This window comes from Serratia ureilytica (assembly GCF_013375155.1).
Classification (GTDB): Bacteria; Pseudomonadota; Gammaproteobacteria; order Enterobacterales; family Enterobacteriaceae; genus Serratia; species Serratia ureilytica.
This window is the reverse complement of record NZ_JABXOF010000006.1, coordinates 275,041-288,723: the sequence shown is the minus strand read 5'-3', so window position 1 is coordinate 288,723 and position 13,683 is coordinate 275,041. Positions and strand designations below refer to the sequence as shown.

At 56.6% G+C, this 13,683-nt stretch carries 16 protein-coding genes and 1 tRNA gene; 13 read left to right on the top strand and 4 right to left on the bottom strand.

Features of this window, described 5'->3' with window-relative positions; translation table 11 throughout:
• The first annotated feature begins 21 nt into the window (after positions 1-21).
• From HWW83_RS13580 to HWW83_RS13520, 13 genes are all read left to right on the top strand, one after another.
• Positions 22-564: a fimbrial protein gene (locus HWW83_RS13580; protein WP_083223829.1), complete on the top strand. Its 543-nt coding sequence runs from the start codon at positions 22-24 to the stop codon at positions 562-564.
• A gap of 45 nt (positions 565-609) precedes the next feature.
• Entirely contained in the window at positions 610-3,144 is a 2,535-nt protein-coding gene (locus HWW83_RS13575; RefSeq protein WP_069100923.1) for an outer membrane usher protein, read from the top strand.
• Between the two features lie 15 nt (positions 3,145-3,159).
• Positions 3,160-3,921: a fimbria/pilus periplasmic chaperone gene (locus HWW83_RS13570; protein ID WP_129993850.1), complete on the top strand. Its 762-nt coding sequence runs from the start codon at positions 3,160-3,162 to the stop codon at positions 3,919-3,921.
• Positions 3,922-4,071: 150 nt separating this feature from the next.
• Positions 4,072-4,875, top strand: a complete 804-nt coding sequence (locus tag HWW83_RS13565) for an MrpH family fimbial adhesin (RefSeq protein ID WP_129993851.1) — start codon at positions 4,072-4,074, stop codon at positions 4,873-4,875.
• A 114-nt stretch (positions 4,876-4,989) separates the two neighbouring features.
• Positions 4,990-5,487, top strand: a complete 498-nt coding sequence (locus tag HWW83_RS13560; RefSeq protein ID WP_230358753.1) for a fimbrial protein — start codon at positions 4,990-4,992, stop codon at positions 5,485-5,487.
• A gap of 14 nt (positions 5,488-5,501) precedes the next feature.
• On the top strand, positions 5,502-5,996 hold the full coding sequence (locus tag HWW83_RS13555) for a fimbrial protein (protein ID WP_069100920.1): 495 nt from the start codon (positions 5,502-5,504) through the stop codon (positions 5,994-5,996).
• A 37-nt stretch (positions 5,997-6,033) separates the two neighbouring features.
• Positions 6,034-6,579, top strand: a complete 546-nt coding sequence (locus tag HWW83_RS13550; RefSeq protein WP_069100919.1) for a fimbrial protein — start codon at positions 6,034-6,036, stop codon at positions 6,577-6,579.
• 56 nt (positions 6,580-6,635) lie between these two features.
• Positions 6,636-7,289, top strand: a complete 654-nt coding sequence (locus HWW83_RS13545; RefSeq protein WP_069100918.1) for a fimbrial protein — start codon at positions 6,636-6,638, stop codon at positions 7,287-7,289.
• 56 nt (positions 7,290-7,345) lie between these two features.
• Positions 7,346-7,645 carry a hypothetical protein gene (locus HWW83_RS13540; RefSeq protein WP_139120366.1) on the top strand — a complete coding sequence of 100 codons (300 nt, stop codon included), beginning with the start codon at positions 7,346-7,348 and terminating at the stop codon, positions 7,643-7,645.
• 76 nt (positions 7,646-7,721) lie between these two features.
• Complete coding sequence (locus HWW83_RS13535; protein ID WP_157993253.1) at positions 7,722-7,895, top strand: hypothetical protein; 174 nt, start codon at positions 7,722-7,724, stop codon at positions 7,893-7,895.
• Entirely contained in the window at positions 7,892-8,674 is a 783-nt protein-coding gene (locus HWW83_RS13530; RefSeq protein ID WP_139120365.1) for an MrpH family fimbial adhesin, read from the top strand. The genes HWW83_RS13535 and HWW83_RS13530 overlap by 4 nt, the downstream gene beginning before the upstream one ends.
• Positions 8,675-8,815: 141 nt before the next feature.
• Positions 8,816-9,352, top strand: coding sequence for a helix-turn-helix transcriptional regulator (locus HWW83_RS13525; protein WP_069100916.1), 537 nt, complete (start codon positions 8,816-8,818; stop codon positions 9,350-9,352).
• Between the two features lie 137 nt (positions 9,353-9,489).
• Positions 9,490-9,774 carry a hypothetical protein gene (locus HWW83_RS13520; protein WP_069100915.1) on the top strand — a complete coding sequence of 95 codons (285 nt, stop codon included), beginning with the start codon at positions 9,490-9,492 and terminating at the stop codon, positions 9,772-9,774.
• Between the two features lie 974 nt (positions 9,775-10,748).
• On the opposite strand, the gene HWW83_RS13515 is transcribed toward HWW83_RS13520, so the two are convergent.
• From HWW83_RS13515 to cutA, 4 genes are all read right to left on the bottom strand, one after another.
• Positions 10,749-10,824: transfer RNA gene (locus HWW83_RS13515), tRNA-Phe, on the bottom strand.
• A 160-nt stretch (positions 10,825-10,984) separates the two neighbouring features.
• A complete protein-coding gene (gene dicD, locus HWW83_RS13510) occupies positions 10,985-11,560 on the bottom strand; it encodes a division control transcriptional repressor DicD (protein WP_015376374.1) in 576 nt (191 codons plus the stop codon).
• A 39-nt stretch (positions 11,561-11,599) separates the two neighbouring features.
• Complete coding sequence (locus tag HWW83_RS13505; RefSeq protein WP_069100393.1) at positions 11,600-13,324, bottom strand: protein-disulfide reductase DsbD; 1,725 nt, start codon at positions 13,322-13,324, stop codon at positions 11,600-11,602.
• On the bottom strand, positions 13,300-13,623 hold the full coding sequence (cutA, locus tag HWW83_RS13500) for a divalent cation tolerance protein CutA (RefSeq protein ID WP_004929657.1): 324 nt from the start codon (positions 13,621-13,623) through the stop codon (positions 13,300-13,302). Before cutA ends, HWW83_RS13505 begins: the two co-directional genes overlap by 25 nt.
• Between the last annotated feature and the right edge of the window lie 60 nt (positions 13,624-13,683).

Below are 13,683 nucleotides of genomic sequence, written 5' to 3'. Positions count from 1 at the left end.
TGATTTCACCAGGGAATGGCAATGAATGAACAGCTAAAAAAGACAGGGGCTTTTTGCCTATTGCTGGTGCCGTATTTTATTTCCCAGCAGGCAATGTCTGCCGGGCAAGGTGAAGGGCGCGTCAATATGCAAGGGGCTATTATCGATACGGCCTGTGCCATTGCGACTGAAAGCCGAGAGCAAATTATCGATATGGATATTATCCCCATTTCAGATATTGCACGAGATGGCAGAAGCCGAACGGTGCCATTCAGCATTGAGTTAGTAAATTGCGTACTCGAACGCGTTGATAAGCATTTACCGGACTGGAAACAGTTTCGGATTACGTTTGATGGCCACGTGGACGGTGAGATGTTTGGTATCAACGGCCATGCCTCCGGTATTGCGCTGAAAATTACCGATGCCGCCGGCAATATTGCCACGCCAGGGAAATCATTGCCGCCGGTGAATATATTGCCGGGGAATTACCGCCTGAATTACGCCATGACGTTAATCAGCAATCAGCGGCCATTGAAGGCCGGGGACTATTTTTCATCGGTGCGTTTCAAAATGGATTATTACTGAGCGGCTGATGAATCAGGGAAGTTAATAAATTAAAAGGTCTTGGAAATGATGTTTTTACCTGCCGGAAAACCGTTTCGTTTGCATATTCTCAGCGCCTGCGTGGCGCTGGTGCTGGGCAGTTTGACGAGTAACGCCGGCGCGGTGGAAGACATTCAGTTCAACACCGACGTGCTCGACGTAAACGATCGTAAAAACATCGATCTGAGCCAGTTTTCGCGCGGTGGCTACATTATGCCCGGACAGTACAGCATGGTGGTGCGCGTCAATAAAAGCGACCTGCCGGAACAACCGGTGGCATTTTATGCGCCGGACGGGGACGCTAACGGCAGCCGCGCCTGCCTGACGCCGGAATTGGTGGCGCAGTTGGGTATCAAAGATGAGGCCGCGAAAAAACTGACCTGGTGGCGAGAAGGCGCCTGTCTGGACGAGGCCAGCCTACCGGGCATGGAAGTGCGGGGTGAGTTGGCCACGTCGGCGCTGTATCTGAGCATCCCCCAGGCCTATCTGGACTATGTCTCGGAGGATTGGGATCCGCCGGCCCGCTGGGATGAGGGGATACCGGGGCTGCTGTTCGACTATAACCTCAACGGCCAGGCGCAGCGCCAGCAGCAGGCGGGCACTCAGAACTACAGCCTGGGCGGCAACGGCACGGCGGGAGCCAACCTGGGCGCCTGGCGGCTGCGCGCCGACTGGCAGGGGCAGTGGAACCGGCAAGGCGGCGGTGAATCCACCCGGAACCTGGACTGGAGCCGCTATTACGCCTATCGGGCGATCCCGGCGCTGCGATCCAAGCTGACGCTGGGTGAGGACTACCTGGATTCCGGGCTGTTCGACAGCTTTCGCTTCGGCGGCGTCAGCCTGCGCTCCGACGACAACATGCTGCCACCCAACCTGCGCGGTTACGCGCCGGAAGTCAGCGGAGTGGCCAAGAGTAACGCCAAGGTGACCGTCAGCCAGCAAGGGCGGGTGCTGTACGAAACCACCGTCGCCGCCGGGCCGTTTCGGATCCAGGATCTCAACGATGCGGTCACGGGCGATCTGGACGTGCGGGTGGAGGAGCAGGACGGCAGCGTGCAGGAGTTCAAAATGAGCACCGCCAGCATCCCGTACCTGACGCGCCCCGGCTCGCTGCGCTACAAGCTGGCGGCGGGCAAGCCGTCGGATATGGATCACCGCTACCAGGGGCCGATGTTCGGCACCGGTGAGTTTTCCTGGGGGGTGAGCAACGGTTGGTCGCTGTTCGGCGGCGCGCTGTTGGGGGGCGACTATAACGCTGCGGCGCTGGGTATCGGGCGCGATTTGCTGTTGCTGGGGGCGCTGTCGTTCGACGCGACCCAGTCGCGCGCCAAACTGCCGTACAACGGTGAGACGCTGAGCGGCGGCTCGTACCGCCTCAGTTACTCGAAAAGCTTCGACGAGCTGGACAGCCAGGTGACCTTCGCCGGCTACCGCTTCTCTGAGCGGAACTTTATGAGCATGAGCGAGTACCTGGACGCGCGCCAATACGGGCAGCGGTACGGCAACAGCAAGGAGATGTACACCATCACCTACAACCAGCAGCTGCGTGATATCGGGTTGAGCGCTTATCTCAACTTTAGTCATCAGACCTACTGGGAGCGGCCGGCCAACGATCGCTACAGCCTGACGATGTCGCGCTATTTCGACCTGGGCAGGTTTAAAAACATGAGCCTGTCGCTGTCGGCGTACCGTAACCGCTACAACGAGACCAACGACGATGGCATGTATTTGGGGCTCTCGGTGCCGTGGGGCAACGGTGCGACGCTGAGCTACAACACCACGTTCAACCGTAACGACAATACCCACCGCGTGGGCTATTACGAGCGACTGGACGATCGCAGTAACTATCAGCTCAGCGCCGGCAGTTCGCGCAGCGGCGCCAACCTGAGCGGCTATTACAACCGCGACGGCGATATCGCGCGTATAAGCGCCAACGCCAGTTATCAACAGGACAGATACAGCGCGGTCGGCGGTTCTCTTCAGGGCGGGATGACGCTGACCGCCGAAGGCGGTGCGCTGCACCGCAGCAATATGGCGGGCGGCACCCGGTTGTTGTTGGATACCGAAGGCGTAGCCGGGGTACCGGTACGCGGCTACGGCAGCGCGGTGGCGACCAACCGCTGGGGCAAGGCGGTGGTGGCGGACGTCAACAGCTACTACCGCAACAAGGCCAGCATCGATCTGGACACGCTGGGCGATAACGCCGAGGCCACCACCTCGGTGGTGCAGGCGACGTTGACCGAAGGCGCTATCGGTTACCGCAAGTTTGCGGTGATCGCCGGGGAGAAGGCGATGGCCGTAATTAAGCTGGCGGACGGCAGCGAGCCGCCGTTTGGCGCCACGGTGCTGAACGTCCGTAAACAGGAGACCGGCATCGTCAACGACGGCGGCAGCGTTTATCTGAGCGGCATCAACGCCGGGGAGCGGATGACGGTGCGCTGGAACGGCGCCGAACAGTGCGAAGTGCAGATGCCGACGCCACTGCCGGCCGAGATGCTGACAGCCAATTTACTGCTGCCGTGCCGGGCGCTAAGCGCCGGTGTGGATAGCAAAGAACAATGAATTAAGGAGTTTTTTATGATGAACACGATGCGTAAACCTGGCGTTTTATTGATGACGGCGGCGCTGCTGGGCGGCGCGCTGGCGCCAACCGCGCAGGCGGCCATTGCGCTGGATCGCACCCGGGTGATTTTTGATGGCAGCGTGCAGTCGGTGAGCCTGAGCGTGAGTAACCAGAACAAGCAATTACCGTACCTGGCGCAGGGCTGGCTGGAAGACGAACAGGGCAACAAGATCCAGAGCCCGCTGACGGTATTGCCGCCGGTGCAGCGCATCGAACCGGGCAAGCCGAGCCAGGTGAAGATCCAGGCGCTGCCGGCGGCGAAGATGCTGCCGCAGGACAGGGAGACGCTGTATTACTTCAACCTGCGCGAGATCCCGCCGAAGAGCAACAAGCCGAACTCGCTGCAGATTGCGCTGCAAACGCGTATCAAGCTGTTTTACCGCCCGGCGGCGATCGCCCCGGAACGTGGCGCGGCGCCGTGGCAGGAACAGCTGACGCTGAGCAAGCAGGGCGACAAGTATGTGGTGAACAACCCAACGCCGTACTACGTCACCATCATTGATGCCGCCAGCCGCAAAGGCATTGACGGCGCCAAGGAGTTCGAACCGTTGATGGTGCCGCCGAAGGGCAACCTGCCGTTGACGGTGAGCGCCGGGAGCCTCGGCAATAGCCCGGTGCTGACCTACATCAACGACTACGGCGGCCGGCCGCAGCTGAGCTTTAACTGCGCAGGTGCGGTCTGCAAAGTGGTGGCGGAGAAGAATACGGCGTCTTAAAGGCCGGTGCGAATACGCTACCGCCAGCGGCGATTAAAAATTAACAGACAGCTAAATGGATATGCTGAAGGAGAGAACAGGCTATTTTTCTATCGCCGTTTTCGATTGCAAAGGGATAATTGAATTTTTATTCATATCAGGGATTACCCTATGTTAAAGCGGTTTTTTTTTCCTTTTTTAATTTATTTATATTCTGTTGATGCCTTTTCTGTTGCGTGGGAAATGAAAACGGAATATCGGCCGGTTAATGCGACCTACGGCTATTTTGTCGCTAAAATTGTTGCCTGGGATACGGAGGATAAAGCGCCTAATCCTTTATATGGCTGTGTTGGCGGGCGCGAATACTGTTATCTGGCGTTCACTGTGAATAATTTCACTTTCTTAAATGATGTTTTAATACCTAATGATACAACAAGCAAAACATTAGGTGAGTTGGGGGCGAATTTTATCCGGGCTGGCCTTCTCAATCGGGAGTATCGCAGTAGAGACTATTATTATCCTGGTAAACCCAGTTGTATTTACTTTGGTTATAACGGGCAGGGAAGCAATGGCTCATGGACTGTCTATTGGTTTCCCGGTGGCGAACAGTGCCGAGTGCCGGAGATCGTACCCAACGTTTGCGAATTGCGTGAGCCGATGGTGGAGCTGGATCATGGCATGTTGCGGGCTGAAATGATTAATGGCAATACGGTAGAAGCTAAATTGACGGTGGCTTGCACGTTTAATTTCAAGATAAGAGTGATGAGTTCTGATGAGTCTGGAACAGTTTATTTCAACGATAAAAAGCAGTTCCGTAGTGAGTTGAAGCTAGACGGCGTTAATGTGGGAAACGGGTTGCTGGTTACGGCGCCACCCGAAGGAAAGACTTTAACATTGACGTCAACGCTGGCGGGATATGACGGCAGCGTGGGGGAGTTTCACGGTTCTAAAAGCATCATTATTTCCTTGCCTTAATGGGGGAATTATATCACCGGCAGAAGCGTGTTATGGCGTTCCCTGGGTAGCATTCATAGCGCTATTTTGTAACAGGGCGGGATATATCGGGTTAAGAAGAACGGGGGAGGCAAAGTGAATATTATACCGAATTTAGCATGCGTTCTTTACCTGGCCGGCGCGTCCTGCCTGTTGACGATGGGGGCGGCGCAGGCCGCCACTACGGTGTCGGTCAAGGTGACCGTGTTGGCGCCGCTGCCCTGCGTGCTCAACGGCAATCGGCCGATCGAAGTGAACTTCGGCGACGAGGTGCTGACGACGCGTATCGATGGCGAAAATTATCGTACGCCAGTCGACTATGAATTCACCTGTACCAAGCCGGAAAAGAACGGCATGCGGTTGCTGCTCGCCGGAACGGGGGCGGGGTTTGATGGCAAATTGCTGCAGACCAGCGTCGACGGCCTGGGCATTGCATTTTTAAACAACAGGTCGCGCATCGCGCTGAACAGTTGGCAAACATTCACCTTTCCCGATATGCCGACGCTGGAGGCGGTGCCCGTGAAGCAAGCGAACGCAGCGCTGCCGACGGGGGAGTTTACGGCGTCCGCCACGTTGCGCGTCGATTACCAATGAACCGGGGGGCGAACATGAAACAGGGTATTGCCGTGATGCTGTTGTGTGCAAGTGGCCTGGTCAGCTATTCCGTTCCGGCGGCTGAAGAGGTCGCCATGCACCTGAAAGGGACGCTGCGTGCGCCGCCGCCGTGCCGCATCAACGATGGCGGCGTTATCGAAGTGGCGTTTGGTCAGCGTGTCGGTATCAACAAGGTTGATGGCGTCAACTACCGGCAGGCGGTGAACTACCTTATCCAATGCGATTCGCCCGGTGCCTTGCCGTGGGAACTGACGTTGACCTTTAAAGGCAACGCCGCGTCCTTTGATAACGCCGCGTTGCAAACCGATAACAGCAATCTCGGCATCCGAGTGTACCGGGATGACAAACCGTTCGCGCCGAACAGCAGCATCAAAATCGATCCTGCCAATCCGCCGCGTTTGGAGGCGGTGCCGGTTGCCAAAGCGGGCGTTCCACTGACGGAAGGCGCGTTCGCTGCAACGGCGACGCTGCAGGCGGATTACCTGTGAGTGACAGGGACGGCTGGGAAAGGGAAAGGAAAAGCGCATGAAGAGGATAAGTAAAGCGGCGGCGTGGCGAGGGGTTATCGGCGCGGGGTTGTTGGTCAGCGCGAGCTGGAGTTGGGCCGCCGCCGACAATATGCATTTTAGCGGCGCACTGGTGGCCGAGCCTTGCACGCTGCGCCCGGGAGATGAGGATATTCGCCTGGAGTTCGGCACCGTGATCGATAAATACCTGTACACCCATGGCCGCACCGCCGGCAAGGCGTTCAGCCTGGTGCTGCAAGACTGTGACATCAGCCTGGGCAACTCGGTGAAAGTGACCTTCAAGGGGGCCGAGAGCGCGACATTGCCCGGCCTGCTGAGGCCGGACGGAGGGAGTCTGGCGCAGGGCATCGCCCTGGGGCTGGAAACGGCGGCGGGCGCGCCGCTGGCGCTGAACAAATCGAGTGAGGGATATGCAATCGGCAAGGGCAGCAACAGCCTGCAATTGCAGGTTTATGTTCAGGGAGAGCCGGAGGCGATAGCGCAGAAAAGCATCGGCCTGGGGACATTTTCTGCCGTGGCAACCTTCGGTTTGGAATATGAGTAGGTGTAGTTAGCGCTACCGCTAATGAAAATAACGGATGGATTTATCTGGAGAGAAACATGACCGGGAAACGAACGGCGCGCGATTGGGCGTACCTTTGCGGCGAGCTGCGCTATTACGCCGTGTTGGGCGGGCTGGCGCTGATGGCGCCACTCAGCTTGACAGCCCTGCTGTGGCTGCTGCCGACGGCGAACGCCGTGGATAACTGGCAGGTGGATGGCGCCGGCGGCGTGCTGGAAATTCGCGGCGCCATGACCGAGAGCGCGTGCCGGCTGGAGATGGACAGCCTGCGGCAGGAGATCTGGCTGGGGGAGGTCGCGACCGGCAGGTTAGAGCAGCCGGGCGCTCGTGGTACGCCGGTGGCGTTTGAGTTGCGGCTGCGCGATTGCCTGCGCGGTTCGGCGGCTAGCCGGGATGAACGCACCGGCGCGCGGAGCTGGGCGGCGGATCAGCCTGCGGTGCGGGTGAGCTTCCGGGCGCCGGCCGATGCGGACAACCCGCAGCTGGTGAAAGCGCAGGGCGTAAGCGGCATGGGGCTGCGCCTGCTGGGGGCCCAGGGTGAAGACATTCGCTTAGGCAGCCGCGGCAAGCCGCTGTGGCTGACGCCGGGCAGCAATGTGTTGAACTACAGCGTTATGGCGGAACGTACCGGTGCGCCTTTGTGGGTGGGGAGTTTTGATGCTGTGGTGGATTTTAGCCTTAATTACGATTAAAAGCGGTATGCCTGAAAGTTCCTCCCCAGCAATGGGGCAATATTATAACACCGAAAGTGGAAATTGATCATGGTACTCTTTCTATTAAAGAAGCAGAGAGCTCCATAGAGGAAGGCAAGGATTCAATTCAATGTAGCACGGGAACAAAATTAAGGGTGCGATTAATTAATGATGAATCCTATATTAATCTCTCACCTGCGGGGCTTACGTATATAAGCGTAAATGGTTATGCGATTGGTGGATTATTTAATCTGCTGGCAGGTGTTAATGTGCTTGGTTTAATAACGAAGTCATTGGGCGTGAATAATGTCGGGAGTTATTGCGGCAACGCCATTATGGTTATAGAACCCGTCTGAGAATTATTTTAGTAAGGTACTCAGTGCGAATAAAAAAGAAAATAAGTGGCCGATATATTGGCACCGCACAGGAAAGATGACGCGGCTCAGTTTGGTCACCGTGATAGGGTTGCCGCCGACTGTTGCGGATAACCTGCAGCTGGAGAAAGCGCTGGGCGTGAGCGGCAAGCCGCTGTCGCTGACGTCGGGTGGCAATGCCCTGAAATGTAAATGTGAAAATCGCCAGTTCGATAGCGAGAAGAAAAAATGAAAAAAATACTCTTTTTATGGTTGTTGTTGCACGTTCCACAGGCGACTGCCAGTTGGGAGGTAGATGCACAATACTCGCCTTCTCAAAATAGGTTTATCGTGAAAGTAATTCGGTGGGATGAGTACGATCCTGCTCCGAATCCATTAAAAGATTGCAGGGGGCTTGATAACTGTAAACTGGCTTTTACGTACTCTAACCGCTCACATGCTATATCTACTTTTGGCGAAATGGATATGTCTGAGGCGGCAGGTTTAGAGACGATGGGAGAATTAGCCCAGGTATTCGCACGGAAAGGTTTTATCAATAAGGAAGCCAAATCGCAATTTGGCCTATACGCGGAGCCTTGTCTGGGTTTGGCTTATCCTTTGTTTAGCACTGGAGGGAAATCTTTTGTTCCTTTGCCCGGTGGCGAGTTTGAATGCTTTGCACCACAAATAGATCCAACCTATTGCAGGATTGCCGATTCTTATATCGAGCTGAATCACGGCACGATAGACACTAATTCAGTTAATGGGGATGTTGCAGCGAAGCAATTTCGCGTTGACTGCAATAATAAATTTAGCTTGGCTATCATCGCTGTAGATAAAAATGGTTCCGTCTCTCTTGGTGGTAGCATTATCAGTCATCTTAAAGTAAATGGTGTCGATATTGGTTCTGGTTATTTCGACCGGATTGGCCCTGAAGGGAAAACCCTCACATTGACGTCAACATTAAGCGGGTACAGCGGTGGCACTGGCGATTTTCAGGGGTATAAGGTCATTATGCTGACCCTTCCCTGATTTATAATCTTAGATTTATAAGGGTAAGTAAAAAAATGAGTTGAAACGTCCGTTGCAAATGATGGGCACAATAACGCTGTCAATCGTTTTTTTACTAAAATTTTAATCTAAATAGGGTGATGGATAAATTAGGAGGGGATAATGAAATCTCTCAATATCGTCATCGATGACGAGAACCGCTATTTTGCCGCCGGCTTGCGGTTAAGCATTGCGACATATGCGCAGCAGCATAATAACGTCGTGCATTTCCTGTCGCCAGGCAGTGATGAGCGGCCTGACATCGTGCTGACCTCGCCGGCACGCCGCATCCGGCGCTGGGCCGCCTATTCTGGAGCACATGTCGTCACCATTAAGGAAAAGCAGACCGTTGCCTCCGGGCGCGCGAGCCGGGTGCTGTACCGTACCGACGATCAGCAATGCCTGTTTAGGCTGCTGTCTGATACGCTGGCTAATCCGAGGCCGGTGTGTCGGTTTCCCGCTAAGCTGTTGACCCCCCGTGAGCGACAGGTTATCGGCTATTTGCGGCGTGGGTTTGACCAATCGCAAACCGCCAGGGTAATGGGGGTGAGCGTTAAAACGGTGCACAGCCATAAACGTTCGGTGATGGGTAAGCTGATGTTAAACCGCAGCCATGATTTTATTTATTGGCTGCTATCCCCTGAGGCAGAGTATTCCTAACCGTGATGGGGAATAATTTTAGTTGTTCTCATCTGCTATCTTTATAACGCTAAAAGACAATGGATTATGATTAATATTCCCCAGAGGAATATTAAATCTTGTTTTATTCAATTGCTAAATAACACAAAGGGAAAATTATGAAAAAGACAGCAACTTTGCTTTTCGGCGCCTGCATCATGATGGCGTCTTACGCGCATGCCGGTTTTAACGGTAATCAGAATGTGCAGGGCAATAATGGCAACGCCAGCGGTGCCGGCAATAGCGACTTTGGCCAATGCATCAATGGCCAGGGGAAAAATGGCGGGCAATGTGCAAGCAGCACCAACTCAGGCGCCAAGCCTAAAGAGAAAGATAAAGGCGAAGTCATGAATGCGATCTGCGAATCGCCGTTTATGAAAAAATACTCGCCGCTATGTCAATAATATTGATTTTTAAATCACAAGCAGGGTCATCCTCCCTGCTTTTTTTGTGACTATTGATTAAATAGCCTGTTGTTTCGACTCAAAGCATAATTTCGGTGAATTATTGTCGTTGGCAGCGAGGGTAGCTGTACGTAATTTACGTTAGGTATTATCTACACCAAGGGAAAGGTGAAGTGGATTTGTTTTATTTTGCGATATTCTTGTTCTGTTTAAGCATCTATTCATTCTACAAACATGCGCAGCGGATGAAGAAAAGGCAGTTGTCTATCCAAGACTACGGCCATTCTTCCTGGTGGTTGGCATTACTACGTCATCATTGACGCTGCTGCACATTGTATGAGGTAGCGTTTTTTACCAGAGAGTGAGTATCCGCCTCAACGAAATTGGGCATTGCTCGCCTGACGTCGCCACTTTCACGCTTAATGCCGAGAATGCGGTAATTCGCTTACCCTTGGAGCCAACGTTTCTGGGGGGGAGGGGGCCAAGTAGCAAGGGAACATTCGCCCTATGTCGCTCGCTGGCGCCGTGTTGAACAGCGCTTCAGCGCTGGCCCGCAAGGTGAGGTCTTTAGACCGAATAATCGAACGCAGTTCGATGGAGAGTCCAGTCCCTGAAAAGCAAAAACCCAGCCATAGGCTGGGTTCTCTAAATAGTGGTGCCCGGACTCGGACAACCGGCGCTGGCGCCGCGTTGAACAGCGCTTTAGCGCTGGCCCGCAGGGTGAGGCCCTTGGCCGAATAATCGAACGCAGTTCGATGGAGAGTCCAGTCCCTGAAAAGCAAAAACCCAGCCATAGGCTGGGTTCTCTAAATAGTGGTGCCCGGACTCGGACAGCCGGCGCTGGCGCCGCGTTGAACAGCGCTTCAGCGCTGGCCCGCAGGGTGAGGCCCTTGGCCGAATAATCGAACGCAGTTCGATGGAGAGTCCGTACCCCAGAAAGCGAAAAACCCGCCATAGGCGGGTTCTTCTGAATATGGTGCCCGGACTCGGAATCGAACCAAGGACACGGGGATTTTCAATCCCCTGCTCTACCGACTGAGCTATCCGGGCAACGGGCAGCATTAAACCGTATTGGCCGAAAGCCGTCAACGGCTTTATGCGTGAAATACGCGAAAATGCCTCCGGTTGCTGGCTTTTCAGGCAAAGGGCGCAAAAAATGCGCCTGTTGGGGCTATCGCCTCGGGTTGGTGGCGCTGCCAACCCTGCCGATTCAGCTCAACGCCCCGTTGCGGCGGCACTGCGCCACCTGCAAGATGTCTTCCGCCAGCCGTTTGGCGACCGATACGTCCTGGAGCTGGCGTTTTACCAGCAGTTTGCTCAGGCAGCCTTCCTGAATCAGCTCCATTTGCTGCGCCACCATGTCGGCGTCGTCGGCATCCATGTCGCGCAGCAGCTCGCGGGTCAGCTCCAGCGAGGTCAGCTTCTGTTGCTCCGCCAGTTGGTGGATCGGATGATCCGTTTCCGGGAAGAAGCTGCAGGCGGCGATAAACAGGCAGCCGGGGTAGCGGTCTTGCTGCACGTATTCCGCCAGCACGTCATAGCGCGCCAGCAGTTTTTGCTGCGGGCTCAGATTTTCGTCCAGCAGCAGCTGGCGGCGCCAGGTGTCGATCTGCTGGCCGTGGTAGCGCAGGCAGTCGTACAGCAGCGCTTCGCGATCCGGCCAGAACCGTTTGAGATCGCCGGGCTGAACGTCGAGTTTTTCCGCCAGCATCTCTAATGTGGCGGTCGCCAGGCCCTGTTGTTCCAACAGACCCAGCGCGGTATCAAGGACGTGTTCACGTTGCACTTGTGCTTCCTCCCATTCGCTTCCGATCTTCAGTGTCAGTTATCGCATCACTTTCTGCAAATGCGCGTTGAAGGCTTCTGCCTTCATAAAACCGGTGACCCGCTCGGCCGTCAGCTCGCGGCCCGCCGGATCGAAAAACAGGATCGTCGGCAGCCCCAACACCTGCAGGTGCTTCAGCAGCGCCGCCTGTTCCGCACCGTTGGCGGTCACATCCGCCTGCAGCAGCACCGCGTTGGCCAGGCTTGCCTGCACCGCGGCGTCGCTGAAGGTGTATTTTTCGAACTCTTTACAGGCCACGCACCAGTCGGCGTACAGATCCAGCATCACCGGCTTGCCCCGCGCCTGTTGCAGCGCGAGATCGAGCTGTTCGACGTTGTTGATGCGGGTAAAGGCCAGGTGCGGCTGAGCCGCCTGCTGCGCCTGGTCGGTGCCGAAAGCCCAGTCCTGCAGCGGCCGTGCGGCGATCACCGCCGCCGCCAGCAACAGAAGTTGCAGGGCGCGTGCCCAGCCGCGCGCGCTTCTCAGGCTCAGGGCGAAGGCCCAGCCGAAGAACGCCAGGCCGAGCAGGCTCCACAGGCGCATGCCCCACAGATCGCCGATCACCCGCTCCAGCAGGAACACCGGCAGCGCCAGAATGACGAAGCCGAAGGCCTCTTTCACGTACTGCATCCACGGGCCGCTACGCGGCAGCAGGCGGTTGCCGAACAGGGTGACGATCACCAGCGGAATGCCCATCCCCAGCGCGTACAGGTACAGCGTGCCGCCGCCGGCCCACAGATTGCCGCTCTGGGCGATATACAGCAGGATGGCGCTGAGCGGCGCGGTGGTGCAGGGGGAACAGATCAGCCCGGCCAGCGCGCCCATCAGGAATACGCCGGTCAGTGAGCCGCCGCGCTGGGTGTTGCTCCAGCTCGCCAGCCGGGTTTGCAGCGCCGAGGGCAGCTGCAGGGAATAGAGGCCGAACATCGACAGCGCCAGCGCGATGAACAGCGCCGACAGGCCAATCAGCACGTAAGGATGCTGCAGCGCCGCCTGGAACTGCAATCCGGCGGCGGCCACCACCAAGCCCAGCAGGGTGTAGGTGAGCGCCATGCCCTGCACGTAAACCAGCGCCAGCGCCAGAATGCGGCCGCTGCTTTGCGGCCGGTCTCGGCCGAGGATGATGCCGGAGATCAGCGGGTACATCGGCAGTACGCAGGGGGTGAAGGCGATGCCGATACCGATCAGCAATGCCCACAGCGGCGAGAACGGCAGGCTGGCTGGTGTTGCGGATTGTTCGGCTGGCTCAGAGGCAGCCGCCGGGAGCGGCGCGGCTGCGGTGGCGCTGACCGCGTCCAGCGGGATGGTTCGGGTTTCCGGCGGGTAGCAGAAGCCGGCCTCGGCGCAGCCCTGATAGGTGACGCTGAGGCTGGCGTTGGCCGCCGCCTGTTGCAGCGGCACCTGCAGATTCAGCTGCTGTTTGAAAATCGCCACTTCGCCGAAGAACTCGTCCTTGTGGCTTAGCCCTTCGGGCAGGGTAAAGGCGCCGAGCGTCGCCTGCTGCGGCACCAGTTTGATCTGCTGGCGATACAGGTAATAGCCGGGGCGGATCTGCCAGTTCAGCGTCACCTGGCCGCCTTGCTGTTTGAAATCGAAGGCGAAGGCCTGATCGACGGGCACGAACTGGCTGCCGCCCTTCGGCGCGAACAGCGAAGCCTGCGCCGCCTGCGGCAGGAAGCACAGGCTGCACAGCAGCAAAATCAGTTTAATGAAGCGTTGATCCATAACAGGTAGTCTTTATCTCCGGCCATCACCGGCAAGACCAGCAGCTCAGGCGTCTGGTATGGGTGATGTTGTTTCAGGGTGTCGAGCAGGGCTTGCTGACGGCGGCGATCGCTTTTGAACAGCATCTGCACTTCGTATTCCTGTTCCAGTTTCCCTTCCCAGTAATACAGCGAGGTGGCGCCGGGCAGCAGCGTGGCGCAGGCCGCCAGCTTATCGCCCAGGACCCGCGCCGCCAGTTCCTGGGCGCTGGCTTCATCGGGTGCGGTACAGAGTATGACGACAGCTTCGCAATCAGACATCTTCAGCCCTCTCATCGGTTCGAATGGGCACTATACCCTGAAGGCGGATTGGCTAGAAGG

Excerpts from the sequence above, each read along its gene's own strand:
- HWW83_RS13580 (WP_083223829.1), top strand. The coding sequence starts at position 22 with ATGAATGAACAGCTAAAAAAGACAGGGGCTTTTTGCCTATTGCTGGTG.
- HWW83_RS13575 (WP_069100923.1), top strand. The coding sequence starts at position 610 with ATGATGTTTTTACCTGCCGGAAAACCGTTTCGTTTGCATATTCTCAGC.
- HWW83_RS13570 (WP_129993850.1), top strand. The coding sequence starts at position 3,160 with ATGATGAACACGATGCGTAAACCTGGCGTTTTATTGATGACGGCGGCG.
- HWW83_RS13565 (WP_129993851.1), top strand. The coding sequence starts at position 4,072 with ATGTTAAAGCGGTTTTTTTTTCCTTTTTTAATTTATTTATATTCTGTT.
- HWW83_RS13555 (WP_069100920.1), top strand. The coding sequence starts at position 5,502 with ATGAAACAGGGTATTGCCGTGATGCTGTTGTGTGCAAGTGGCCTGGTC.
- HWW83_RS13550 (WP_069100919.1), top strand. The coding sequence starts at position 6,034 with ATGAAGAGGATAAGTAAAGCGGCGGCGTGGCGAGGGGTTATCGGCGCG.
- HWW83_RS13545 (WP_069100918.1), top strand. The coding sequence starts at position 6,636 with ATGACCGGGAAACGAACGGCGCGCGATTGGGCGTACCTTTGCGGCGAG.
- HWW83_RS13535 (WP_157993253.1), top strand. The coding sequence starts at position 7,722 with ATGACGCGGCTCAGTTTGGTCACCGTGATAGGGTTGCCGCCGACTGTT.
- HWW83_RS13530 (WP_139120365.1), top strand. The coding sequence starts at position 7,892 with ATGAAAAAAATACTCTTTTTATGGTTGTTGTTGCACGTTCCACAGGCG.
- HWW83_RS13525 (WP_069100916.1), top strand. The coding sequence starts at position 8,816 with ATGAAATCTCTCAATATCGTCATCGATGACGAGAACCGCTATTTTGCC.
- HWW83_RS13520 (WP_069100915.1), top strand. The coding sequence starts at position 9,490 with ATGAAAAAGACAGCAACTTTGCTTTTCGGCGCCTGCATCATGATGGCG.
- HWW83_RS13505 (WP_069100393.1), bottom strand. The coding sequence starts at position 13,324 with ATGGATCAACGCTTCATTAAACTGATTTTGCTGCTGTGCAGCCTGTGC.
- cutA (WP_004929657.1), bottom strand. The coding sequence starts at position 13,623 with ATGTCTGATTGCGAAGCTGTCGTCATACTCTGTACCGCACCCGATGAA.